General features: G+C 60.9%; 19 protein-coding genes and 2 pseudogenes. 4 read left to right on the forward strand and 17 right to left on the reverse strand.

Annotation, left to right across the window (positions count from 1 at the left end):
* The coding region (locus AC1D06_RS34520; RefSeq protein WP_477990292.1) for a VCBS domain-containing protein at nt 1-538 on the reverse strand (538 nt) is incomplete at its 3' end.
* 878 nt (nt 539-1,416) lie between these two features.
* On the reverse strand, nt 1,417-2,208 hold the full coding sequence (locus AC1D06_RS34525) for a phenylalanine 4-monooxygenase (RefSeq protein WP_477990293.1): 792 nt from the start codon (nt 2,206-2,208) through the stop codon (nt 1,417-1,419).
* Between the two features lie 123 nt (nt 2,209-2,331).
* Here AC1D06_RS34525 and AC1D06_RS34530 point away from each other — a divergent pair, with 123 nt between their 5' ends.
* The 3 genes from AC1D06_RS34530 to AC1D06_RS34540 all read left to right on the forward strand — a co-directional run bounded on the left by AC1D06_RS34530 (nt 2,332) and on the right by AC1D06_RS34540 (nt 7,112).
* Nucleotides 2,332-2,793 carry an Lrp/AsnC family transcriptional regulator gene (locus tag AC1D06_RS34530; protein WP_477881524.1) on the forward strand — a complete coding sequence of 154 codons (462 nt, stop codon included), beginning with the start codon at nt 2,332-2,334 and terminating at the stop codon, nt 2,791-2,793.
* Between the two features lie 221 nt (nt 2,794-3,014).
* Nucleotides 3,015-4,814: a methyl-accepting chemotaxis protein gene (locus AC1D06_RS34535; RefSeq protein ID WP_477990294.1), complete on the forward strand. Its 1,800-nt coding sequence runs from the start codon at nt 3,015-3,017 to the stop codon at nt 4,812-4,814.
* Between the two features lie 90 nt (nt 4,815-4,904).
* Nucleotides 4,905-7,112: a sensor domain-containing phosphodiesterase gene (locus AC1D06_RS34540; protein ID WP_477990295.1), complete on the forward strand. Its 2,208-nt coding sequence runs from the start codon at nt 4,905-4,907 to the stop codon at nt 7,110-7,112.
* A 45-nt stretch (nt 7,113-7,157) separates the two neighbouring features.
* Here AC1D06_RS34540 and AC1D06_RS34545 read toward each other — a convergent pair whose 3' ends face one another.
* The 13 genes from AC1D06_RS34545 to AC1D06_RS34605 all read right to left on the reverse strand — a co-directional run bounded on the left by AC1D06_RS34545 (nt 7,158) and on the right by AC1D06_RS34605 (nt 22,689).
* The gene (locus tag AC1D06_RS34545) at nt 7,158-8,156 is read right to left on the reverse strand and encodes a GlxA family transcriptional regulator (RefSeq protein WP_477990296.1); all 999 of its coding nucleotides are present in this window, start codon (nt 8,154-8,156) and stop codon (nt 7,158-7,160) included.
* 16 nt (nt 8,157-8,172) lie between these two features.
* The gene (locus AC1D06_RS34550; protein ID WP_477990297.1) at nt 8,173-8,955 is read right to left on the reverse strand and encodes a pyrroline-5-carboxylate reductase family protein; all 783 of its coding nucleotides are present in this window, start codon (nt 8,953-8,955) and stop codon (nt 8,173-8,175) included.
* A gap of 10 nt (nt 8,956-8,965) precedes the next feature.
* The gene (locus tag AC1D06_RS34555; protein ID WP_477990298.1) at nt 8,966-9,964 is read right to left on the reverse strand and encodes a 4-hydroxyproline epimerase; all 999 of its coding nucleotides are present in this window, start codon (nt 9,962-9,964) and stop codon (nt 8,966-8,968) included.
* Between the two features lie 15 nt (nt 9,965-9,979).
* A complete protein-coding gene (locus AC1D06_RS34560) occupies nt 9,980-10,837 on the reverse strand; it encodes an ABC transporter permease (protein ID WP_477990299.1) in 858 nt (285 codons plus the stop codon).
* The gene (locus AC1D06_RS34565) at nt 10,834-11,682 is read right to left on the reverse strand and encodes an ABC transporter permease (RefSeq protein WP_477990300.1); all 849 of its coding nucleotides are present in this window, start codon (nt 11,680-11,682) and stop codon (nt 10,834-10,836) included. Before AC1D06_RS34565 ends, AC1D06_RS34560 begins: the two co-directional genes overlap by 4 nt.
* Before the next feature lie 12 nt (nt 11,683-11,694).
* Nucleotides 11,695-12,786 carry a quaternary amine ABC transporter ATP-binding protein gene (locus AC1D06_RS34570; protein ID WP_477990301.1) on the reverse strand — a complete coding sequence of 364 codons (1,092 nt, stop codon included), beginning with the start codon at nt 12,784-12,786 and terminating at the stop codon, nt 11,695-11,697.
* Nucleotides 12,787-12,945: 159 nt separating this feature from the next.
* Nucleotides 12,946-13,800 (reverse strand): glycine betaine ABC transporter substrate-binding protein, encoded by an 855-nt coding sequence (locus AC1D06_RS34575; RefSeq protein ID WP_477881509.1) that lies wholly within the window; start codon nt 13,798-13,800, stop codon nt 12,946-12,948.
* A 78-nt stretch (nt 13,801-13,878) separates the two neighbouring features.
* Nucleotides 13,879-15,225 carry an NAD(P)/FAD-dependent oxidoreductase gene (locus AC1D06_RS34580; protein WP_477990302.1) on the reverse strand — a complete coding sequence of 449 codons (1,347 nt, stop codon included), beginning with the start codon at nt 15,223-15,225 and terminating at the stop codon, nt 13,879-13,881.
* Entirely contained in the window at nt 15,222-16,739 is a 1,518-nt protein-coding gene (locus tag AC1D06_RS34585; RefSeq protein ID WP_477990303.1) for an aldehyde dehydrogenase, read from the reverse strand. Before AC1D06_RS34585 ends, AC1D06_RS34580 begins: the two co-directional genes overlap by 4 nt.
* The gene (locus AC1D06_RS34590; protein ID WP_477990304.1) at nt 16,732-17,643 is read right to left on the reverse strand and encodes a dihydrodipicolinate synthase family protein; all 912 of its coding nucleotides are present in this window, start codon (nt 17,641-17,643) and stop codon (nt 16,732-16,734) included. Before AC1D06_RS34590 ends, AC1D06_RS34585 begins: the two co-directional genes overlap by 8 nt.
* Nucleotides 17,640-18,350, reverse strand: coding sequence for a GntR family transcriptional regulator (locus tag AC1D06_RS34595; protein ID WP_477990305.1), 711 nt, complete (start codon nt 18,348-18,350; stop codon nt 17,640-17,642). Before AC1D06_RS34595 ends, AC1D06_RS34590 begins: the two co-directional genes overlap by 4 nt.
* Before the next feature lie 458 nt (nt 18,351-18,808).
* Nucleotides 18,809-19,510, reverse strand: coding sequence for a GntR family transcriptional regulator (locus tag AC1D06_RS34600; protein WP_477990306.1), 702 nt, complete (start codon nt 19,508-19,510; stop codon nt 18,809-18,811).
* Nucleotides 19,511-19,725: 215 nt separating this feature from the next.
* Entirely contained in the window at nt 19,726-22,689 is a 2,964-nt protein-coding gene (locus tag AC1D06_RS34605; protein ID WP_477990307.1) for an NAD(P)-dependent oxidoreductase, read from the reverse strand.
* Nucleotides 22,690-23,167: 478 nt separating this feature from the next.
* Here AC1D06_RS34605 and AC1D06_RS34610 point away from each other — a divergent pair.
* Nucleotides 23,168-23,460 (forward strand): annotated as a pseudogene (locus AC1D06_RS34610) (substrate-binding domain-containing protein).
* Nucleotides 23,461-23,513: 53 nt separating this feature from the next.
* Here AC1D06_RS34610 and AC1D06_RS34615 read toward each other — a convergent pair.
* Together AC1D06_RS34615 and AC1D06_RS34620 are read right to left on the reverse strand one after the other, a co-directional pair.
* Nucleotides 23,514-24,281 (reverse strand): metallophosphoesterase, encoded by a 768-nt coding sequence (locus AC1D06_RS34615; protein ID WP_477990308.1) that lies wholly within the window; start codon nt 24,279-24,281, stop codon nt 23,514-23,516.
* A gap of 54 nt (nt 24,282-24,335) precedes the next feature.
* Nucleotides 24,336-25,613: pseudogene (locus AC1D06_RS34620) on the reverse strand (polynucleotide kinase-phosphatase); the annotation flags it as partial.

Consider the following 25,613-nt stretch of genomic DNA (forward strand, 5'->3'; position numbering starts at 1 on the left):
TCACCGTGATGCTGTCGGTATAATCCTTGCCGCCCTGGAACTCATTRTGGGCGCCTGTCATGGCATAGGTCCAGGTGCCGTCGGCCTGGATGGTGAACTTGCCATAGCCATTGCTGCCATTGACATTGTTCTGCGCGACGAAAGCGGCAGAGCTGTCGACATCAGTGGCGTTGAGCTTGCCGCCGGTGCTCTGTGCAGCATCGGTTTCGGTGAGCGTCTGCGTGGTCGTGCCACTGATCACAGCCGCGTCATTGGTGCCGTGGATGGTGACGTTCAGCACCTTGGTGGTGCCGTCGGCGGTCTTCACCGTGATGCTGTCGGTGTAATCCTTGCCACCCTGGAACTCGTTATGCGCACCCGTCATCGCGTAAGTCCATGTACCATCGGCCAGGATGGTGAACTTGCCATAAGCATTGCTGCCATTGACATTGGTCTGTGCAACGAAGTTGACCGAACTGCTGAGCTTGCCGCCGGTGCTCTGCGGGGCATCGGTTTCGGTGAGTTCCTGCGTGCTCGTGCCGGTGATCTTCGTCGCCATTGCCAATTTCCTCCCGTTAATCCTCTGGCGAACGACATAAGCGTTCGTCTCTGACGTTATTGTCGGTCCCGTTGCATATCCCACCCCCGGCACATGAAGTGCCGCTCCTCCGGATGGTTGATCGGGCTCAAGTCGCTCTGATCGAGCGTGAAGGCATGTTTCTGATTGCTTCTCCGCATAGAATTGCGAGATCGACTAAGGATCTTCGACGCACGGACGGCCCTCATGAATGGACTTAAGACTCAATTTACTAACTCCATCCAACTAAACTGTCAAATTTCTCCACTTATTCTTTGAATCAACGAATAAAATTGATAATGAGCAAAAAATATCGAGAACGCCGTACCAAAATATTACAGCATGCTGTGTTTTTCCCGATTAATAACGGATTAGCGAGAATTGACGGGCAGTTAGCGGAGAGGTTTTGAGCGAGCCATAGATGTTTCTGGAAGAGTCGGAGAGGTCGTTCCGGGAAGAAGCAACTGACTGGGACTTGGCATAGATGTCTCCGGTCACCGCCAAAAGAAATCCTTGCTGAAACAATATTTCTTCAGGCCATCAGATGCTTAAGGCAAAGCATGTGTGCATCAATATCATGGGGATGGTTAGAAAACTAAGCCGATGAAACAGATAAAGACAACCAGACAGATCATCGCCCTGAACAAATTCGTCGAGAGCGACGCGATGCCACTCYCGGCTGCGCTCTCGATTCCATGTCGGTCTCTCAGGAAAATCGACTATTTCGCTCACTCCGGACCATCATCGCTTCGGGACACCCGCATGTCCAAGCGAGACGAAACCGGATACGACGACGCCGGCGCGGTTTCATCGCAGCCGCGCAACCGCCCACTCCACAGGGATACCCTCCCCGCCAAGCGTCACGACGCCTTTGCGTCGAAAGCCGGCGCAAAATCGCCCAGCGCCTTCGCCTTCAGGATCAGGCTGCCAATGTCCTGCTCGATGACGGCTTCGAGCTCGGCAAAACTATCGATGACATAGTAGATCGGCTGCACGATATCGATCCGGTAGGGCGTCCTCAGAATGCTCAAGAGATCAAACGGCCGGAATTCACACGCCTGCTCCACCATGGCCGCCTTCGCTTCACTGGGCGACGACACGATGCCGGCGCCGTAGCAGCGGCGCCCCTCAGGCGTGTTGATCAGGCCGAATTCCACGGTGAACCAGAAAATGCGGAACAGGTGCCAGGAATAGCCTTTGCCGAGGCGCACTGCTGTTTCGCCGAAATGCCGGACGAAATTGGCATAGCTCTGGTTGGTCAGCAGCGGGCAATGGCCGAACACCTCGTGGAACAGGTCCGGCTCTTCGATATAATCGATATGTTCGCGCCGGCGCAGGAAGGTTGCGAGCGGGAATTTGCCTTGCGACAAGAGTTCGTAGAAGCGCGACGGCGGGATCAGCGCCGGGACGCCCTCGACGCCGAAGCCGGTGGTCTCGTTGAGACGCCGGTTGACATCCAGAAGCTGGGGAACCTTGTCCGGCCTCAGCCCCAGGGTTTTGACGCCATCGAGATATTCGCGGCAGGCCATGCCGGCCAGCAGCGTCATCTGGCGCTCGTAGAGTTCGCCCCAGATCGCATCCTCTTCAGCCGTATAGTCGTATAGGCCATCCGGACCGGGCAATTTGGCTGTGTAGCTGCTTTCCTTGGGCATCGGCCGATCCTCCTGAGCACTATCTTCAGCCTGCAATTATGATCCAGATTTACAGGATATTCTTTTCTTTTATGCTGACTATCGATGCCGTGATGGCAAACATTCTCGGAAACGGTGCCACAAATGAAAGAAACTGGGAATTTCCAGCGCAAGCTTCTCCAACTCGTCCAGGCCGATAGCGGCCTGTCACTGGCAGAATTGTCGGAGAAAGCCGGCGTATCGCAAAGTTCCGCCTGGCGGAAGCTCCAGGATCTGGAGGCGGATGGCGTCATCCGCAAGCGTGTGACGCTGCTCGATCCCGCAAAACTCGATCTCAAACTCTGCGTCATCGCCCATGTCACGCTGGAGGATCACCACGAAGAAGCGGTGGCGTCTCTTGCCACGGTGGTGCGCGAGAGGCCCGAGATCATGGAGTGCTACGCCTTGTCCGGCACCTTCGACTACATGCTCAAGATCCGCACGAGAGACGTGGAAAGCTACGAGGCGTTCATGACCCGCTACATCATGCGCAACCCGCATGTGCGCACGGTGGTGTCGAGCTTCGTGCTGCGCGAACTGAAATTCTCTACCGAATTGCCGATCTGAAAGCTGGCGGAAACCGTTTCCGCATGGGCAAGCCGGCCGCCATGCAGTTTTCCGATCCATTCTTGCGGTGTCCGCCGCGCCGGTGGCTCTCTGACAAGTCGTTGGATTCGACGCCTATTTCATGGAGAACCTTAAATCCTTATTAAGCAGTTAATCATATAGTTACGATATTCATCGGCATGTGTGTCAGGCCGACCGTTATTCCGACTTCAGGAGCGTGCATGTCCCTTCTCTTTCGCGGTCTCGGTTCAGATGCATCCACCGTGCTCGAAGCGCTGTCCAAATCCGCGGCGATGATCGAATTCGATCTTGACGGCAAGATTCTCACGGCCAACGAGAATTTCTGCAAGGCGCTCGGATACGGCCTGCAGGAGATCGTCGGCAAGCATCACAGCATTTTTGTCGATCCGGCAGAAGCCGCCTCCGCCGGTTACAAGGAGTTCTGGAAACATCTCGGCGAGGGAAAGTTCGATCGGCGGCAATATAAGCGCATCGGCAAAGGCGGGCGCGAGATCTGGATCGAGGCGTCCTACAATCCGGTCTTCCGGCGCGGCAAGCCCTATAAGGTCGTCAAAATCGCCACTGATATCACCGCCAGCAAGCTGAAGGCGGTTGAAGACGCGGCCAAGCTGAATGCACTGTCGCGCGCGCAGGCGGTCATCGAATTCACCCCGACCGGAAATATCATCACCGCCAACGACAACTTCTGCAAGGCGCTGGGCTATCGGCTCGAGGAGATCGTCGGCAAACATCACTCGATGTTTTGCGACCCGGCTTTCGCCGCGAGCAGCGACTATAAGATCTTCTGGCAAAAGCTCGCCGCCGGAGAGTTCATCGCCGATGAATTCCTGCGCATCGGCAAGGGCGGCCGGCAGGTGCATATTCAGGCATCCTATAACCCGACCATCGATCCCGACGGCAAGGTGATCAAGGTGGTCAAATTCGCCACGGATGTGACGCACCGGGTCGAGAATGTCGCGCAGCTCGCAGGCGCCCTCAACAAACTCGCCGAAGGCGAGCTTGCGCAGTACATCGACAAGCCATTCATTCCGGTCCTGGAACGCCTGCGGACCGATTTCAACCAGGCCGCCGGCAAGCTCGCCGCGGCAATGCTGACCGTTGCCCGCAACGCCGAAGGCATCAGCGCCGGCTCGAAGCAAATCCAGGCCGCTTCCGACGAACTGGCCGGCCGAACCGAAAAACAGGCCGCTTCCGTCGAGGAAACCGCGGCGGCACTCGAGGAAATCACCACGACGGTCGCCGATGCCAGCAAGCGGGCCGAAGAGGCCGGCTTGCTCGTGCATCGCACCAAGGGAGATGCCGAGCATTCCGGCGTCGTCGTGCAGGATGCGATTCAGGCAATGGATCGCATCGAGAAATCGTCGAAGGAGATTTCCAACATCATCGGCGTGATCGACGAGATCGCCTTCCAGACCAACCTGCTGGCGCTCAATGCCGGTGTCGAGGCAGCGCGTGCGGGCGAGGCCGGCAAGGGCTTCGCCGTGGTGGCGCAGGAAGTCCGCGAACTGGCCCAGCGATCCGCCAAGGCCGCCAAGGAGATCAAGTCCCTGATCAATGCGTCCGGCGATCATGTGCGCCACGGCGTCACATTGGTTGCCGAAACCGGGACGGCGCTCGAAACGRTCGTCAAGCAGGTGCAGGAGATCAACATCAACGTGACCGCGATTGTCGAAGCCTCCCGCGAGCAGTCGACCGGCCTGAAAGACATCAACAACGCCGTGAACACCATCGACCAGGGCACGCAGCAGAACGCCGCGATGGTCGAAGAAACCACCGCGGCCAGCCACGGGCTTGCCGGAGAAGCCCATGCGCTGTTCGAATTGCTCGGCCAATTCAAGTTCGGCGGCGGTGTCGAGACCGGCCGGCAAAGGCAGCCGGCGCAAGTCAGGCAGAGCCTGATGCCCGCCAAGGCGCCCGCCGCTGCGCATCGTTCTCAGCCTGTCCGCCGCGCAGTCGGAAATGCCGCGACGGCGCCGGCTGACACCTGGGAAGAGTTCTGATCCACGCCGCCGGACGATGGTCGATCCGGTCACTTGATCCATGATGGATGAGGCCAGCTACTCCGCCGAGAGCCAACACGACAAAGATCAATGCCGATTGATGAATCCGTCAGAATAAGGGCGCTGCACGAAACAAGCATTCTGGACACGCCGGCATCGGTGGAGTTCGACTCGATCGTCGAGCTCGCTCGCTCTATTTTCGATTGTCCGATCGCGCTCGTATCCCTGGTCGACAGTGATCGTATCTGGTTCAAGGCCAAGGCGGGCGTCGCCTCTGATGAGGCGCCTCGCAGTGATTCCTTCTGCCGCCACGTCGTGGAAACGACATCCGCCCTGATCGTTCGAGATGCAAGGCTCGATCCGAGATTTGCCGAGAACGCCTATGTGTCGGGACCTGCCGGGTTGAAGTTCTACGCCGGCGTGCCGCTGACCGAAGGCGGCATATGCTATGGCACTCTTTGCGTGGTGGACACGAAGCCGCGGCGGTTTGGCGACCCGGAGCGCGCGAAGCTGGAACAGCTGGCAACCGTCGCTGTCGGCTTGATCCGAGAGCAGAGACAGACAACGCTGTTGCGTGAGCAGCGCCGCGAGCTTGAACTCAAACAGGCACGTTTCGAACAGACCGAGCGATCTGCCAAGGTTGGCGGTTTCGAAATGGATGTGCAAACCGGCGCCCTCGTCTGGTCGGATCAGATCTACCGGACCGTGGGACTGCCGGTTGGCCAGCCATTGACAGCAGACGTCGTGATCGGTTGCTATGCGCCTGAATCGCGCGAAAGCATGCGGGCCAGAATCCAAAACGTGCTCACCGGCGCCGACGTGGGCATCGACCAGGAATACCGGATCATCACCCCGGAGGGCGAAGACCGGTGGGTCCACATCGTCAGCGATATAGAGAGGGTCGACGGTCAACCGCGGCGGCTCTTCGGTATCGTCCAGGACGTGTCGGAGCGCGTGCGTCATGAGCGCCAGCTCCTCAAGGCCGCCAATACCGACAGCCTGACAGGACTTGGAAACCGCGCGGCCTATATTTCCGAGCTCCGCATTGCGACCCAGGAACCCGCCTCGACAGTGGGGCTGCTGCTCATCGATGTCGATCACCTCAAGCAGATCAACGACACGCTCGGTCATGCGCTCGGCGATACCCTGCTCAAGGAAATTGCGGCAAGGCTGTCCGACCGGATCGGTCAGCGCGGCAAGGCTTTCCGCCTGGGTGGCGACGAATTTGCGGTCTTGATCGAAGGCAATGCCAGTTCACGGCGGATGGCGGGGCTGGCGCGCAGCCTGATCGAGTTTGTCGCGCAGCCGCTTCATGTCGATGGCTCCACCATCATGCCGAAGGTCACAGCCGGAGGTGCCCTGTTCGAGGCCGGCATGGATGCCGCGGCACTGGCGCAGAATGCAGACTTCGCGCTCTATCACGCCAAGGAGACGCGGCCCGGCAGCTATGTCGAATTCGAGCCCAGACTGCGCACGCGGATTTCCACTCGGATCGAAAAGATCAGGGAAGTCGAGCGGGCGCTGACGCAAGATCGCCTGTTCCCTTACTATCAGCCGATCGTTGATAGCGCGAATGGGCAAGTGTGCGGCTTCGAGGCCTTGGTTCGCATGCGGCGCGAGGACGGCTCCGTGGTTTCTGCGGGAGAGTTCCATGAAGCCCTGGAGGATCCGCATCTGAGCCATCGGGTGACCTCCCTCATGGTCACGCACATCGCATCAGACCTCAGAGCCTGGACGGATCAGGGCCTTTCGGGCGTGCGCATCAGTCTCAATGTCAGTGCGGCGGATTTCGTGCGCGGCGATCTGGAGAGCCGCATCACTGCCGCGTTCGGCGCGAAGGGCATCCCGCTCGACAGGCTGATCATCGAGGTGACCGAAACCGTGTTCATGCAAGGCGTCGAAGAGACGGTCGCCAGCACGYTGCAGCGTTTGCGCAAGCGCGGCGTTCAGGTGGCGCTGGACGATTTCGGCACCGGCTTTGCATCGCTCACACATCTGCGCAGTCTGCCTGTCGACATCATCAAGATCGACAAGAGCTTCATCGACACGATGCTCCAGGATGCCTCCAGCCTGGCGATCGTGGAACTGGTGCTCGGCCTCGCGCGTAAGCTCGATCTGAAGGTCACGGCTGAAGGCGTGGAGCATTTTCGCCAGGCACATTGCCTGCTCGAGCAGGGCTGCACCACTTTGCAGGGTTACTTCTTCAGCAGGCCGATGCCACGGGACAAGGTCCAGGATTTTTTGACGGGGCGCAAGTCATGGCAGGTCGCGGACGAACGAGATGCAGTCCTCGCCTGAGCCAGACTTTGATACGCCATCCGCGTGATCGGCTCGAATGAACGGCTAGAAAGACGCCGCATTCGCCAGTTCCGCCCGCAATCGTGTCGGGCTTTGGCCATAGGTCTTGCGGAAAACCCGAGCGAAGTGGCTGGCGCTCTCGAATCCGACTTCGACGGCGATTTCGATCAACGGCGCCTTCGTATGGGTCACGAGTGTTTTCGCCCGCTCCAGCCGGACCATCTTGTAGATCGCGGCAGGCGAGGTGTTCGTCTTGGATGAGAACAGCCGTTCGAGTTGCCGTCTCGACACGCCGACGGCGTCGGCAAGCTGCTGCACCGATATCACATCTTCGGTGTGCTGCTCCATGATGATCAGGGCAGCCTTCAGGCGTGGGTCCTTGAAATCGAGCGACAAGGGTTTGCGCGGCTGCACGTCGAGATGCGAGCGTGCCTTGTCGATCTGCAGCACTTCCAGGGCGTTCCGTTCCGCCTCCTTGCTGATGTGGTGGCGAACGATATAGGCAGCCAGGTCGGCGGCGCTGCTGCCGCCGGCGCATGATCCGCGCTGGGGATCCAGATTGAACAGCCGGTCCGAACGGACCTTCAGCTCCGGGAAGCGCTCGCGGAACTCCTGGAAATGCAGCCAGCTGACGCAGACCTCATGGCCTTTCATCAGTCCGGCCTCGGCAAGCACGAAGGTTCCGGTGCAGACGCCAAGCAGGGGCACCTTGGCCGCGGCCGCCTTCTTGAGGAAATTCTTCGTCTCGGTGTCGATCGGGTTTTCGCATTTGAGCAGTCCGCCGACCACGACGATATAGTCGTAACTGGCCGGGTCGCCGAAGTCGGATGTCGGGGCGACCTGGACGCCGCAGCTGGACGCGATGAGATGCCGGGTACTGCCGAGGACCTGCCAGTCGGCACGCACCCTTCCGGACCGATCCTGCTCGTCGCTCGCAAGGCGCAGAGTGTCGACGAACAGGGCAAAGGCCGACAAGGTGAAGGAGCGGGCAAGGACGAAGCCGACTTTGAGGCGGCCTGCGGCTCCMTCGTCTTTCGATTTCATGGCAACCTCCTGAATATCATTTTCTCGAAAGAGCCTGAGCTTTTCGATAGGCAGCCTCTAGTCCTGCGCTGACGATAGCATCAAATCCATGCTGGCGCATGCCGATGATGCCAGCCGCCGTGGTGCCACGGTAGTCAACAAACGCCTTGACCGTTTCGCTCGGCGACATCCGGTCCTGCTCCTGCAGCCGCCCTGCCCCGATGATCACCTGCTGGGCGGCCCTTCGGGCCACCTCCGGCGCGACACCCCGCCCGATTGCGTCGTCCATCATCGCCGCGGCAAGAAGCGCGGGAAAGGCGGCACCTGAGCCGGACATCCCGGTCAGATAGTCGATCTGATCCTCGGTCGGCACCACGTCGACCATGCCGCAGCTCTCGAACAAGGCGCCGACAAGCGCAGCATCGGCCGGATCTGTGGACGACAGGAAGAACGGCGTATAGGAAAAGCCGATCTCCGCGGCGGCATTCGGCAGCGCCCGGCCGACACGGGCGGAATGAACCCGCGCCTTGATGTCATCGGCGCTTACACCCGCCATCACGGAGACGACCAGCCTATCGCCGGCATCGATTTCCACCGATTTCCAGTCATCCGGCCGAACGGACAGGATGACGATGTCCGACCGGTCGACGAGTTCCTGATTGTCGGCGGTCCAGACGCAGTGGAAATCCGGCTTGCGGCTGCGATAGGAGCATGTCAGGTCCGGGCCAGCAACGCTGCCGGAACTGACAAGCGCCTTGGCGATCGCCGAACCCAGCCAGCCCGCACCTCCGACAATTCCAACCCTTCCCAGTTCTGTCATGCCATCGCCCTCATTTGATCTGGAATCCATGCGCCAGCGGATCGCGGTCGTCGACGAAGATCGTGTTGTGGCCGATGATCCGCGCCCAACCGCCCACACTCGGCTTGATGCCCGCGAACGGACCGATCGCGGTCTCGGCTTCGATCCGTCCTGCGAACACCGTGCCGATCAGGCTTTCCTGCCGGAAGGTGTCGCCGACCTTCAGCCGCCCCTTGCCATGCAGCTGCGCCATGCGCGCCGAAGTTCCCGTGCCGCCTGGCGAACGGTCAATCGCCTTGTCGCCGTAAAACACTGCGCCACGGCCATCGGCATTGCCGCTCGTGGGCATGTCGCACCAGAGCGCATGATGAACGCCCGAGATCCTGCCATCTTCCGGATGGACAGGATCGCAGATCGAAGCCAATGCATCGCGCAGCCTGCGACTGAGATCGACCACGTTGCTCGCCGACATGCCATCCAGACCGGACCAATTCTTCTGCGGCTCGACGACCGCATAGTAATTGCCACCATAGGAGATGTCGACCACAAGCTCTCCCAGCCCGGGCACATGCACAGCGACATCGGCTGCATGCAGGTAGCTCGCAACGTTGAAGATACGGACAGATTCGACGAACTCGCCCGGCCTGTCATATTGGATGTCGACGCGCCCCGCAGGCGTCTCGATCGAAAGCCTGCCCGGCACGCGCGGTGTCACCAGTCCCTCTTCGATCGCGGCTGTGACGAGGCCGATCGTTCCGGCCCCGCACATCGGCAGACAACCGCTCACCTCGATGAAGATCACCGCGAAGTCGCAATCCTCCCGATAAGCGGGATAGAGGATCGCGCCGGACATGACATCGTGGCCGCGCGGCTCGAACATTAGCGCCTGCCGGATCCAATCGTGGTCGCGCACGAAGATTTCGCGGCGCTCGGCGATCGGCAAATGCGGCAGCAAGGGCCCGCCGCCTGCGACAAGCCGTACCGGATTGCCGCAGGTATGGGAGTCGATGCAGAAGAAGCTACGACGCATGGGATAGTCCTTCCGCTACGCGGTCTTCGACTGCAAGGACCGACGGCCCTGCAGCGCACCCTTGGACAGTCTATCCAGCAGGATGGCGACGGCGACGATCGCCAGCCCGGCTCGCAGCCCGAGGCCCATTTCCATGCGGGTCAGACCGCGCGTCACTTCGGCACCAAGCCCACCGGCGCCGACGAGCCCAGCAAGCACCACCATGGCAAGCGAGAGCAGAATGCACTGATTGAGGCCGACCAGAAGCGTCGGTGTCGCAGAAGGGATTTCGATCTTGAACAGGATCGCGCGCGGCGAGGCTCCGGTCGCCTGGCCAAGTTCGAGCAGGTCCTTCGGCACTTGGTTGAAGGCAAGCGTCGTCAGTCGCAGCATCGGCGGCACGCCATAGACGATGGTGGCGATGATGGCCGGGACGCGGCCGAGGCTGAAGATCATCACCGCCGGAATGAGATAGACCCATGGCGGCACGGTCTGCATGATGTCGAGAATCGGGCGGATGATGTTTTCGACCCGCTTGCGCCGGGCGGCAAGGATGCCGAGCGGAAACGCGATCGACACGGAGATAGTCACGGCGACCGTGACAAGCGCAAGCGTCTGCATCGAGGCTTGCCAGAAGCCGGCGAGGAAGCAGAATGCCAGCGCGACCGCTGTGACGACCGCAACACGGATGTTGATGAAGAAGCCGGCGAGAAGCACGGCGATGACGATCACTGCATAGGGCGGCAGATAGAGTAATACCGCCTCGATCGCACCGAGAACGGCTTCGACAACCTTCGTCACGCCTTCGAAGAAAGGATGGAAGTTGGTGTTGAGCCAGTCGACGGCGGGAGCCAGGAATGCGCCCGGCGAGAAGCTGAGGGATCCGAGGGTCATTTTGCACGTCCTTCCGTGCGCCGCGCCGCACTTTGGGTCAGGCGGTCGAGCACCATTGTGAGGATGACGATGGCGATCGCCGCATTGATGGAGGTGGCGATGTCGAGCGTGCGGATAGCGCCATAGATGGTTTCGCCGAGGCCGCCTGAACCGACGATGCCGGCGATCACGACCATGCCGAAAGCCATCATCAGGCTCTGGTTGATGCCGGCCATGACGCTCGGGATCGCAAAGGGCAGCCTGATCTTGGTGAACATCTGCCAGGATGTCAGGCCACTCGCCTGCCCCAGTTCGATGAACGGATGCGGCGTCATGCGAATGCCGAGCGCCGTCAGCCGGATCGCCGGGGGCATGGCGACGATGAAGGTGGCGACGAGCGCGGTCGCCGGGCCGGTACCAAGCAGCGCAATCGCCGGAAGAAGATAGATATAGGGCGGCAGGGTCTGGATGAGATCGAGGATCGGCTGCAGGAACCTGTCGAACCATGTGACGAAACCGGCAATGATGCCGATCGGAATGCCGACGACGAGCGCCAGGATCGTCGCGGTGACCACCAGAGCGAGCGTGCTCATGGTCTGGTCCCAGAGCCCCATGATCGAGCAGAACACCAGAGCCAGCGCTGCAAGCAAACCTGCCCAGACATTGATCAATCGCCAACCGAGCAGCGCGAAGATGACGGCGACGACATAGAAAGGCGGCTGCTGGAGCAGCCAGAGAACGCCGTTATAGGTTCCATCGAGCGCCGCCCGCAGGGGATCGAAGATCCAGTCGTAGTTGTCGGTGATCCAGCCGAGCGCATCGTCCGTCCAGCCGTCGAATGTATCCGCAATAACCGAGATATCCATATCCGCCTCCCGCTACGCCGCAACGAGCTCTGCGGCCGGCGCGCCAGCGACGCCRCGGAGCAAGCCCCGGGTTGTAACAACGCCGACGATCACGCCGTTCTCGACGACTGCGACGGCATCCCGGTCCGATTTCATCGTCAGATCGATCAATGCGCCGATGTCGGCTTCGGGCGACGTCTTGAGCAATGTGTCGACATCGCAAGTCGGTTGGGCGGATTTGAACTCGGCGACCGGCCGCATCACCGAATGCGCCTTGACCAGATGGATACGGGAGATACCCGCGACGAAATCGGAGACATAATCATCCGCCGGCTTGGTGACGATCTCTTCAGCCGTGCCGACCTGGACGATCACACCGTCCTTCATGATGGCGATGCGGTCGCCGATACGGATGGCTTCCTCCAGGTCATGGGTAATGAACACAGCGGACTTGCCGAGCGATTTCGTCAGCTGCCGGAACTCGTCCTGGAGCTGGCGGCGGATCAGCGGATCGAGCGCGCTGAACGGCTCGTCCATGAGAATGATTTCCGGATCGGCGGCGAGTGCGCGGGCGAGACCGACGCGCTGCTGCATGCCACCCGAGAGTTCGGAGGGGTAGCGTGCCGTCCAGTCGGCGAGGCCGACCTTTTCGAGTGCGGCGCGTGCTGTTTTGTTGCGTTCCTCTTTCGCAACGCCACGGACTTCCAGTCCGAAGCCGGCATTTTCCAGCACGGTCCGGTGCGGCAGAAGGGCGACGCTCTGGAACACCATGCCGATATTGCGGGCGCGCATGTCGCGCAGTTGCGCCGCATTGAGCTTGGCGATCTCCCTGCCCTTCACCGTGATCTTACCGAGGCTCGGCTCGATCAGGCGGTTGAGCAGCCGGATCAGCGTCGACTTGCCGCTGCCGGAAAGGCCCATGATGCAGAAGATTTCGCCACGGTGCACCTGAATGCTCGCGTCGGAGACACCCACGACGCAGTTGAATTCCTGGAGCACCTGCTTCTTGGAAAGGCCCCGCTCGGCGACCGCCTTGATGGCTGCCGGCGCGCGCGAGCCGAAAATCTTCCAGACATTCTGACAATCGACCAACACTTCGTTGGCATTATTCATTGCGGTGTTCATGGCGTTCCCCACTGGCCTGTCTTAAGCAGGCCTGTTGCCGTCAAGATAGATGCGGGCCGCCATGGGTGGCGGCCCGCGGCTAGAGAATTCCAGCAAAAGTGCATAAAAACAAAGAGGTAGCATCTCAGGCGATTCCGTTCGGCCGGAGATGCTTTCGCTTCATTCGCCCTTGATGTTTTCCCAGCGCTTGATCAGATCGGCGTGGGCACCGATCCAGTCAGCAACGGCCTGATCCATGGACTTGCCATCGCTGACGGCACCGTTGATCGCAGTGATGTCGGCGAGCGGCACGTAGACGCTGGCGATGACTTCACGGGCATGCGGATGTTTCTCCGAGAAGCCCTTCTTGCCGATCCAGTAATAGCTCTGCGGCGGCGGGAAGATGCCCTTCGGATCTTTGAGGAACTTGACAGGATATTTCTGCATCATCCACGACGGTTCCCAGATCGTGACGGCAATCCATTCCTTGCGGTCGATGGCCGACTTGAGTGCAGCGGTCATCGCCGCGGTGCTGCCTTCCAGAAGCTGGAGCTTGAGACCATATGCCTTGACGGCATTGGCAGCGTCGCGCATCAGGCCCGAACCCGGCTCGATGCCGACGATCTTGCCGCCGAACTTGTCGGCATTGTCGTTGAGCTGGTCCGTCGAGTCGATGGTGACGTAGTTCGGCACGGCAATCGCCTGGTACAAGCCATGCGAAACGGGCGAGATCTTTTCAAGCCGCTTTTTGCTCTTGTCCCAATAGTCCTGGGCGACGTAGTCGGTCTGCGACGCCAGGATCTGGATGTCGCCCTTGCCGAGGGCAGCATAAGCGATGCCCCATTCAGAGAACGGCACAACCTTGACGGTATAGCCGGCATCTTCGAGCACTTTCTTGGTGATGCCGGTGATCGGGGTCAGATCTTCCCAGGACATCGTGCCCACGGTGATCGTCTTGTCTTCCGCACGGGCGGGAGAGACCATGGTCATCCCCACCATTGCGGCCGCGCAGAGCGCTTTCCACAAAGTCTTCATTACATTCACTCCTAGTTTTTTTCCCATTATTATTGAAGACCTTGCGATCGCTTGATCTCCACATTGCGTGGCCAGGGTTTATCCCTCTCGGCCTGCACGCAATTCCTGCAAACGGATCACCGAATTGATGCCGAGCCAGGCGAAAGGCTCCGGCGGCAGCCTGGACGGTTCCGGGTGATCCATGAATTCTTCGAGTTGCCGGGATGTGGTCCCGGTCGCCAGTTCGGCGGCCATGACGCCCGCATAAGTGCTCTTGACTGTTCCAAGCCCGTTCTCGCAGCAGGCCGAGTACAGGCCATCCTCGATCTCGCCAAAGGCCGGCACATGGTTGCGGCTGAGGCAAAGTCGGCCCGTCCAGCTATATTCGAGCGGCACGTCCTTCAGGCCCGGAAACCGCACGTCGAGGGATCGGCGATGCTCGTCAGCCATCTTCTTGACGCGCTGCTCTCTGACGGTCACGGAGGTTTCGTAGGTGTACCGCGTGCGGATCGCGATGCGCGATTGGCCGCCGGAGGTGATCTTCCTCACCGTCGCACCCATGGCGTCGGCGGGAAGCAGCGCCCATCTGTCTTTGCCGGAAACCTTGCGGCCGAAGTCCTCCGCGGGAAAGGCTGCGGTCATCGAGGCATAGGCCATGATGTGCATCAGCCGGCCTTTGTAGTAACCGAAATCCTCGATGTGGCCGTTGACACCGACGATCACCTTGGGCGCAACGACGGTGCCCTGCGGCGTGACCGCGGTCCAGGTTCCGCCCTCACGTTTTAGCGACGTGACGGGCGAGCGCTCGAACAGGGCCACCTTCCCCGACAGTCCGCCCGCGAAGTCGCGGATATAGTCAGCCGGCTGGATCAGGACCGCGCCAGGCGTATAGAGCCCGCCGAGGTAATAATCCGACCCGCTCAACTCCCGCATCTGCGCCTGGTCGAGGAAGGTGTGGGCTTCGCCATTGGCCGCCAGCGATGCACCGAAGCTTTGGTTCAGCTTCAGCCCGCGCGCCGAGGCCGCGGCATTGATCTTGCCGGAGCGGTCGAACGTCTCTTTCGACATTCCATACTCGGCCGCCGCTTCCGCCGCGAAACCGATTGCGAAGCGGTTCTGCGCCATTTCCAGTTTCGTCGCGTCCGCACTGCCGCTCACATATTCGCTTGACGAGAGGTTGTGCGGGACGTCGATCATGAAGCCGGAATTCCGCCCGGCCGTGCTCACGGCCACGTCCCGTGCCTCCAGGATGACGATCTTCTCATCCGGGCGAAGCTGCAGCAGGCGGCGGGCCGCCGAGAGGCCGGCAAAGCCCGCACCGATGATCAGCCAATCCGCGGTCACGTTGCCTTCCAGGCTCCGGACAGGGAACGACCGGTTGCTGATCGCCTCCCAGCCCGATCGCCCATTTTCAGCCGGCAGACGCTTGACGGACACCGCTTTCATCTGACCGTCTCGTCCACGGAGCGCTCGGAGACGTCGATCCAGATCGTCTTCAGTTCGCAATAATTGTCGTGAGCGAAGATCGACTTGTCGCGGCCGCCGAAACCAGACTCCTTGTAGCCGCCGAACGGCGTCGATGCGTCGCCCTCGCCGAAGCAGTTGACCGTGACCAGACCCGCACGGATGTCGCGCGAGATGCGGACCGCGTTGCGCAGGCTGCCTGTATAGACGGAAGCCGTCAGGCCGTAATTCGTGTCATTGGCCAGCGCGACCGCCTCGGCGAGGCTCTCGAACGTCGTCACCGACAGGATCGGCCCGAAAATTTCTTCCTTGAACAGGCGGCTCGACGGCGTGACGCCTTCGACGACCGTCGGCTCGATGAAGACGCCATCGCGGGTTTCGCCGCCATGGGCAATCGTCAGGTTCTCGGTTTTGACATCGTCAAGGAAGGACCTGACCTTCTCGTAGTGGCTCTTGCTGACCAGCGCGCCGATGCGGTTTTCCGGATCAAGCGGATCGCCCGTCTTCCATTCGCGCATATAGGCACCGATACGCTTGAGCAGTTCGTCCTTGATGCTGGCGTGAACGATGAGGCGCGACGACGCGCTGCAGTTCTCGCCCATGTTCCAGAACGCGCCGTTGACCACCTGTTCGGCAACAAGATCGAGATCTTCGGCGTCCTGGAGAACCACGGCCGGGTTCTTGCCGCCGCATTCCAGAACGACCTTCTTGAGGTTGGAATCGGCGGAGTAATGCAGGAAGCGGCGGCCCGTGGGGGTCGATCCGGTGAAGGCCACCATGTCGACATCCATATGCAGGCCCATCGGCTCGCCGACGTCTCGGCCGCTGCCGGTGACGACGTTGAACACGCCCGCCGGAATGCCGGCCTCAAGCGCCAGTTCGGCGACACGAAGCGTCGTCAACGTGGTTTCCTGGGCAGGCTTGACGACAACGGAGCAACCGGCGGCAAGGGCCGGAGCGATTTTCCAGGCAAGCATCAGGAGCGGGAAGTTCCACGGCAGCACGCAGGCGACCACGCCGATCGGCTCGCGAACAACCATTGCCAGCGCGTTGGGGCCAACGGAGTTGGTGTTGTCATAGAGCTTGTCGATCAGCTCGGCATGCCAGCGGATCGTGTGGATCGTGTCGGGAACGTCGACCGTCTGGCATTCGCGGACCGGCTTGCCGCTGTCGAGGCTCTCCATGACCGCGAGTTCGTGGCGGTTTTCTTCAAGAAGCTTGGCGAACTTGAGCAGCGTGGTTTTCCGATCGCCCGGCGTCAGCTGCCGCCAGCGGCCATCTTCGAAGGCGTCACGGGCCTTTTCGACGGCATAATCGACATCGCTTGCGTCGCAAGCCGCGATCTCGGCGAGGAGCTCGYCCGTTGCCGGATTGGTGGTCTTAAAGGTCTTGCCCGACTTGGCCGGACGGAACGCGCCATCGATAAAGGCATTGGCGGGCAGTTGGAGGTCCTTGGCGATTGCCTTGTATTCGGCTGATGTCAAAGGTTCATGCATGGTTGGCTCCCGACGTGATCTGGGCGACCGTGCGCTTCAAAGTGGCGACGACAGTCTCGAGGGTTCTTTTTTCTTCGGAGGTCATTCCGCGCAGCGGCGCGCGCACCGGGCCAGCCTTGAGGCCGATGATCTCGCAGCCGTGCTTGATCGACTGCACGAACTTGCCGCATTCGAGGAAATCCATCAGCGGCAGCATCGCCATCATGATGGCGCGGCCCTTGTCGAAGTTCTTTTCCAGCACGCAGGCTTCGTAGAGGGCGACATGCTCGCGCGGCAGGAAGTTGGAGCCGGCGCAAACCCAGCTCTTGGCACCCCAGGCGAAGAATTCCAGCGCCTGGTCGTCCCAGCCGCAGGACAGCGCGATATGCGGGAACTTGCGGGCCAGCAGATGGACATTGGCCATCTCGCCGGAGCTTTCCTTGATCGCACGGACATTCCTGGATTTGCCGACACGGGAGAAATATTCGTCGCCCATCATCACGCCCATGCGGGCCGGATAGTTGTAGAGCATGATCGGCAGGTTGGCCGCGCGGTCGATCGTGAGCGCGTGGATGGCGTTTTCCTTCTCCGTCGGCAGCGCATAGGGCGGCGAGGTCACCAGGATCGCGTCCGCGCCGATCTCCTTTGCCGACTGCGCATAGGCCACCGAGTCCTCGGTCCGGATCGCACCGGTGCCGATGATCAGCGGCATGCGGTTGCCGATCACCTGCTTGGCATAGGTAGAAAGATCCATGCGCTCCTGCATCGACTGGGCGTAATATTCGCCCGTCGAGCCGCCGACGATGATGCCATGCACCTTGGCTTCAATGAGGGATTCAAGCACGGCGGCATACGCCGTCTTGTCTATCTGACCGTCCGGTCCGTGCGGCGTGATCGCCGGCGTGTAAATGCCTTCGAAGTTCAAGACGATTTCTCCATTGATGCGGCGGGGATGTCCACAAGGGCGTCCGCCTTCATTCCCTCTGGCGCGATGAACACTTCCATGTTCTCGCGCGACAATTCCCAATGCTCGAAAACCAGATCGACGACCGTGTTCTCGTCATGCGCGGCAATCGCTGCGATGAAGCCGTCGTGATGTTCGACAGCAAGCTGGAGGCGCCGCCGCATATCGTCGTTCCTCGGCCGGAAGAACGTGTGGCCGATGCGGGCATGATCGATCAGCAGGCGACCGAGGCTCGGCTGCAGATAGGCGTTCGCCGACATCTCGCCGATGATCTCGTGGAAACGGTTGTTTTCGAGCACCATGGCCTCGGCGTCACCCGATACGCTCGCCGACCGGAATCGCTCCTGGGTATTCTTGAGATCGACAAGCTGCTTGGATTTGAAATTCTGCGCAGCGAGACGACCGATCGCGGAATAAACCAACGGCGCCACCAGGAAGAAATGCCGCATGGTCTGATGATTCATCGGCACGACCCGTGCGCCACGGTTCGCTCGGATGTCGACATAGCCTTCGCCCTCGAGACGGCGAAAGATCTCCCGCACCGGCGTGCGTGAAAGCCCGTACCGCTCGCTGAGGCTCGCCTCGTCCAAGTCCTCGTCCGGATCGAGCTCCATCGTCAGAATCTGGCGCTTGAGATCGTCGTAGAGAGCGTTCTTGCCACCCTTCATCGCTTCCTCCCGCGCTCGCTCCGATGTGATGAGCGGAACTTTGCATGATGCCAAAAGCGAGTCAAGGAATTTGTATAATCTATGTACACATTTGTTATACCGTAATTGTACAAGAAACTGGAGGCATGCAAAATCCCGGTCAAATCGACCGGAACCGTAGAGGCAAGGCTGACGGCTTCGTTGAGCGTTTGGAGGGTGAATCTAGCGAATTGCGCGGCTGCAGGCGCCGGCAGCCCTGTTCGCCATTGTCCGTGTGACAGCGCGGCGCGTGTTACGCGGACATCCGGGATGGGCGGCTTGAGGAACATGGGCGGCGACGAATTCGCTGTCCGCGCCAAATGTTGACTTCGCTGGTTTTACGAAATCCGAGGCCTCAAGGCCTGCTTGCTTTATGAAGATCGGCAATGCCGCGTCGGACGGATTTGTCAATCGCAACGCTGGGCAAGCGGTACCCTTGTTCAGGTCGCGAGCAAAGGCCCTCCCTCCACAAGGGCGTCCGCCTTCATACCCTGTGGTGCAATGAACATTTCCATATTCTCGCGCGACAAATCCCAATGCTCGAAGACAAGATGCACGACGGCCTCTTCATCATGTCGGGCAATCGCTGCGATGAACGCGTCGTGATGCTCGACGGCGAGCTGAAGCCGTTGACGCATGTCGTCATTCGTCGGATGGAAGAAGGTATGGCCGATCCGCGCATGGTCGATCAACAGGCGGCCGAGGCTTGGCTGAAGATAGGCGTTGCCAGACATCTCGCCGAAAATTTCGTGAAAACGATTGTTTTCAAGCACCATGGCGAGGGTATCGCCGGACACCGTCGCTTTGCGAAACCGGTCCTGCGTGCCCTTGAGATCGTCGAATTGCTTGGGCTTGAAATTCTGCACGGCAAGGCGCCCGACGGCTGCATAGATCATCGGCGCGACCAGGAAGAAGTGGCGAAGCGTCTGATGGTTCATCGGAACCACCCGCGCGCCGCGGTTCGCACGGATGTCGATATACCCCTCTCCTTCGAGCCGCCGGAAGATTTCGCGCACCGGCGTGCGTGACAGCCCGTATTGTTCGCTCAGGCTGACCTCATCCAGGTCCTGATCGGGCTCGAACTCCATCGTCAGGATCTGCCGCTTGAGGTCCTCGTACAAATCGGTTTTGCCACCCTTCAAGGGAAATCTCCTGGTCGCGGTCGTCACACTCCTATGCGTCGTTGCACGCGGTTCCGGCTCAAGTCAATCTTGCCTGCCTGGCAAATGATTGGCTTTGCGCGCAAAACCTCTCCCGACAGATGCCTGTCGGGAGCGCTTCAGGACCAACAATTGGATCTTCGATCAGCCGGCTCGGCAAATCGCTCGAGCGGTAAAACCCACCCGCTCGGCAGCGGTTACTTTGCCGCAGGTGCCGTCAGACCTGCTGCCTTGAGCAATTCCTGCTGCCGCAGAGTGCTTTCCGCCAGCAAGGCTCTGTAGCGCTCGATGATGCGGGCGCGATGCGCGTGGTCGGAAACCGCATCCAAGGCGCCGACGATCGAGCAGATCGTTTCGCCGACTTTCCTCAACTCATCCAGAAGCGAACGGTCATCGGCAAGCCGCACAAGTTCCGCCTTGGTGACCTGACCCACGCCGAGCGGCGTCCTGGCGCCCTTGGAGCGATAGCCTTCCGGGAGATTGCCCTTGCCATTGGTCACCGTACGGTTGCGGATCGCGTCGACGATCTGATCGACGGCCTGCTTGGCGCCCGCAACGCGGGTCGGGTGGTCCGTGTCCGCCGCAGCGTGCGGCAGGAGCTCCAGCTTTTCCGCATGCTTGGGAAGCAGCGAGAGATAGGGTTTCATCGGTCCGGTGACACCGTCGGCAGTCTTGAAGACATCCGCATCGATCGCCGCGTGACGGACCTTTCCGGATGCCAGAGCCTCGTCAAGAGCCGTGACGTCGACCAATTCCCCACGGTCATAGTTGAGCAGCACCGACCGGTCGTTCAAGGCAGAAAACACGTCGCTGTTTACAAGCCCGGCATTCGAGAACGCGCCGGTTTCCGGGTTTTGCTTTCCGAGGCCCAGATGGACGGAGAGGACGTCGGCGCCCTTGGCGGCACTCGCCGGGCTGTCCGCATAGTCATAGCCTTCGGCGAGGATATTATCCCGATGGCTGGGCCGGGCGTAAATCGCCACGTCCATCTGGAAGGCCTTGGCGATCCGTGCCAGGGCACGACCGATATTGCCGTAACCGAGAATGGCGATTTTCTTGCCTTCGAGCTTCTCCGTTGGATATTCCGCCAGGTTCTTGCCGGTATCGAAGTCGTTATTGACGACGCGATCGTGCAGTTCCCCGACCGGAAGATCGGGCATGACCTTGAGCAGCGCCTTGAATGCCATCTGCGCCGTGGCGCGGCTGTTGATGCCCGGCGTGTTCATCAGCGGCGCTTCGCCACCTTCGCCGTTGGGGCCGCCCCAGGAGGCGGAACCCATATTGCCGGTTCCCGTGCCGATGCGAACGCCGCCGAGGCGGAACTTTGCTTCTTTGGGAATAAAGGTCGCTGCAGCGATCACCGCGTCATATTGGCCTTGGTCGGTCTCCGCGAGGATTTCCGCGGCAGTGCTCAGATGCGGCTGATAGAAGAAATGAACCTTGCCGTCTTCCGCCGCATTCGCGGTCTTGGCGCAGCCCTCGTGGAAGGCACCGCCCTTCTCACCGATATAGGCGGCGAGTTCGCTGTGATCTAGACGCCCCGATTTGTCGAAGTTGAGACCGATGGCATCTGCGATCAGCACCTTGAACGTGCCCTCGCGCACCGCATCGGAAGCACCGCTTTTGCCTGCGTCTTCGATCGCCACGCCGCGCCTTGCGAGCTCCTCTTCGATGACGACGATCTTGGCGCGGAGATAGGCGTAATTCAGGTTCTCGAGCAGCGCTGGGATGTCCTGAGGTTCGCGGATTCCGCCGATCCAGGCGCGATAGTCTCCGGGGGTTCCCGGGAACGCATTCACATAGCGCGCGGCGTCCAGTCCGGTCTCGTGCTCGCCGTTGGGATGCGTGATCCCCTCATAGCCCAGGATTTGCTTCGAACGGGCAATGACCCGCGGGTGCAGTTCCGAAGACGAGATCGCGCCGTCATTGACCCTGAGAAGCGTGACGGCCGCGCCGCGGCGCTCCAGCTCTTCGACGACGAGGCCGAAGAGAGGATGACTTGCCACCCATTCGTCGACGATCTTGCGGTTCGCCGCCGAGCGTTTGTTGAGCTCGATCACCGAGCCGACGCGGCGCTCGGTCTGCAGCAGCCCGAACGTCGTCTCGGCGAAGGCGAGCGCACTATAGGTGTTGATCACGCCGCCCAGCATCTTGTCCTGCTCGGCATCGTAGAACGGGCCGGCATCGACGGAGCGCTTGCTGCTCAGCGGCTGCTTGGGATCCAGCGGCGGTGCGATCTTCAGCTGACGCGGAATAGCCCAGGATGGATTGCTCTGGTTCCGTTCGATCAGCGCCAGTGCCGCGGGCGTGAAGGAGGCGACGAAATAGCCGGACACACCGCCGATCGCCTTCTGGAACGGCATAAAGAGGCAGCATTTGGCCATCACGGCGCGCACGACCTCGGGTTCCCAAGGCATCGCACCGAGCATCGAGGTGGCGTCGAACACAGCGTGTCGGTTTTCGGGATCGCCATCCAGCCATTTCAGGAGCTCATTGATCTCCTCGTTGGTATAGGAGTTGGCGCCTGTCGTTTCATGGCCGACGCCGACGAAGATGGAAATGCCAAGCTCGGCCAGCGTCTTCGCCGAAGGGATCGCGCCCTCCTTTTCGGCGAAGTGGATGCGGTTCTCGTCGCCCTTTTCCGCGAAGCGGTGCATTTCGATGAGCTGTGTCGCCCAGGACTGGCGGAAGAAGCCGGAGGCCCCGGCACCGCTGCTTTCGGGGCGCGGCGTATCGACATAGACCTTCTGATCGGCTTCGTTGGCGTTCAACAGGTGCTGGACGCAGACGGTATAGCCGCTGTGGCCGCCGCCCAGGCCGACGGCGATGCGGTTGGATTTGGGAAATTCGAAGTAACGGTGGATCGCCCGCATCATGTCGRGCRGGATCTTGTCGGCGGGATAGCCGCGATGCATGCTGCGCGACAGTTCCGCCGTCGTGAACGCGCCGATGTCCTTGCCGGCATCATCCAGCTTCCGATAGGTCGCTTCGATCCAGCGATCGAATTCATAGCGGCGAAGGCGACTGTGGACTTCGTCGGTCGTCGCATCGGTGATCGGACCGACCCCGAAGAACGGATTGGAAGGGATGGACGGCGCGCCATCCTTCGTCTGCTCGATCGCCTCGGCCCTCGCTGCCTGTAGTTCAGCGTCCGCTATCATGCATGCCCTCCCCAGGATTCAAATTGCGGCAGTCGCCACGCTTCCTGGTCATCGACCTTAATAGCACTGTCTCGCGATCATCGCGATTTTCCCGCCGATGCTGGGTATAATTGCGACATGGCGGCGTCGGAGAACAATAAATACCGAGCCGTTTTCCGCCTGCGATGCGACGCGGTGATTTGTCCCCGCCGGGTGAGTAAGATGTCCGGATTCCGCCACATGCCGCCCGGCACCGGCAAATCGCTTACATCACCGCCTGCGACACGCCCGAACACCGCTTCACCAGCCTTGACGACATTTATACCGGATCGGTGCGGCTGAGGATCGAAGGCTTCCTCGCCGCTTCTGATCGTGCCGGCATCGCCGCACCGTCGGGCCTGTCCGCCTGGGGGCCAACGGATGTGAAAAGACACGCCGGCTGACATCGGAACTGCTACAGCTTTCAAACCGGCCAACCGCAATCATCGCCTCCGACAGCCTGATTGCGCTCGAAGTGTTCAAGGTGATCCGTGAGGCCAATCTGAGCCTGCCCGAGGACATTTCCCTGATCACCTTCCATGACGCGGATTGGACATCGGTCACGCCCCCCCAGTCACCGTCATCGACCAGCCGGTCTATCGCTTCGGGGAACAGGTGGCAAAACTCCTGGTCGCACGCCTCAAGGGAGGCCTGGAACCACCCCGCCATCTCATCGTGCCGGCCGCACTGGTTGAAAGGCAATCGGTGGCGGATAGAAGTGCGGCATCCGGCAGGACCAAATCCGGTACCTAGGCGAATGCACCCGAATTTTCGCTCAAACGGAAATCTTCGTCATTGCTTGATGCCTACAACTCAAATGCGCTGCGCCTGACGAAGTCTTCCGTGGGCAATTCCCCCGGATACCCTCTCGGATTGCTGAACACCCGCGTCGTGCCGACCATATAATCGACGGGATCGTGGATATGGCCATGGACCCAGAGCAAGGGGCCGTGTTCCAACATCAGATGGTCGAGGTTGGAGGCATAGGCCGGGCTGAAGCGGTCGTGCCGGAGCCGTTCTGGGAGTGACTGGCGGCTTGGCGCGTGGTGCGTGACGACCACTTTGGGGCCATTGACGGCAGCGAGAGACCGCTCCAGAAACGCCAGGCTGTCGAGGTGAAACCTGACGGTCTGGTGCGGGGTGAACCGCATATACGGTTTCTTGGAGAACTTGATCCGCTTGTAGTCATTCATGCCCGACCGGGCTTCGAACATGGAAAACGCCTGTGTCCCGTCGAGCGCGAAATCGGTCCATAGCGTGCATCCGAGAAAGGTGACGCCGCCGAGGACGACCGTGTCGTTTTCGAGGAAATGCACCCGGTCGAGAGAGGCCGCCAACCGTCTGCCGTCCTGCAGAGCGTCCAGATAGGACGTCCGATAATAATCGTGGTTACCGGCGACGAACACGACAGGCATTGCCGGCGCGACATGCTGATGCAGCCATTCAAGCGCCAGCGCGACACCGCCAACGCCGAAGTCGCCCGCAACCACGCATATGTCTGCATCCGGCAACGGTCCTGGGACCGCGAACGGCGCGAATTCGGTGTGAAGATCAGAGAGAATCCAGAGTTTCATATCCATTCCATGCCAACGTCGTAGGTCCTCGATCAAGCCCCGAATGATCCGGACCTAAAGCCTGGGGTCAATCGGTTCACTTTCGAGCGCAAGAACGGCGAAGACGCATTCGTGGATGTCGCGCAAGGGTGCCCGGGCCTGGAACCGTAGCAGACCTTCATGGCCGAGGCTGAATTCCCTGAGCGCCAGCGACCGCTTGCCGCCCAGGCTGCGCTTGCGTAGCCGCGAAAGATTGTCCGGCATGTCGTATTCCGGGCCGTAGATGATGCGCAGATAATCCTGGCCGCGGACTTTCAGCGCCGGCTGGATCAGGCCCTTTTCACCGCGGGCAAGGAAAGTGCGGGGCTTGACCACCATGCCCTCGCCGCCCCGCGCGGTCAGCGCCTCCCACCAGCGAACCGCCTCTTCGCAGGCATCGGCGTCGGCCAATGCAATATTGCGGCGTTCACTGGCCACCAGCACGGGGCCGCCCGCCGCCGCGAGCCGGTCGGCAATCGCCATATGCCAGACATGGTCCTTGTCGAAATGCACCGCCCCTTCGCTGGCAAGCAAGTGGAAGGGAGCGACGCGCAGATCGCCTGCATCGGCAACCGGCCAAGTGTAGGGCTGCCAGGCGCCGCCATAGCGATCGGCTTTCTCGGCCCGTGCGGCCAGCCGGTCGCGGAAACTGCCCATATCCACGCCACGCGCCACGGCACGATTGGCTGCCTCCAGGGCCGCGCCAAGCCCGGCCTGGGCGGAAATGCCGACGGGCGCATATTGCTGCTCGATCAGGCTGGACGCCTTGGCCGACCAGGGCATGATCTCGGCGTCGAGCAGCAGCCAGTCGGTGCCGAGTTCGTCCCAGAGACCTGCCACGTCGGCCGCCGCGCGGATATGCGCCAGCACCGCTTCGATCATTGCCCGTTCGGAGAAGAAGGCGCGGCCGGTGCGGGTCCAGATCGAACCCGCCTCGTCGGAGACCGTGCCGAAGCGTTGGCGCGCCACGGCATCGTCGCGGCAGACCGCAATCACCGCCCGCGATCCCATATGCTTCTCTTCCAGCATCAGTTCCGTCTGGCCACGCGCGCGGAAGAACTCGAACGCCTCTTCCGGCCGCTCCAGCCAGCCCTCGCTCTTGCTGGTCTCGACCGGCGACATGGTGGGCGGCAGGTAGATCAGCCATTGCGGCGCGATGGCAAAGCGCGCCATCACCTCGAGCGCCGCCGCTGCATTTTCCTCGGCAATGGCGATCCGGTTCATCAGCGACGTATCGATATAGCGGCGCCCGGAGACATTGRCATAGTCGAGCAGATTGTCCGCCTCCGCCTGGCCTGACCGTTCGGCGACAAC

Source organism: Rhizobium sp. P2_G2, from assembly GCF_056403555.1.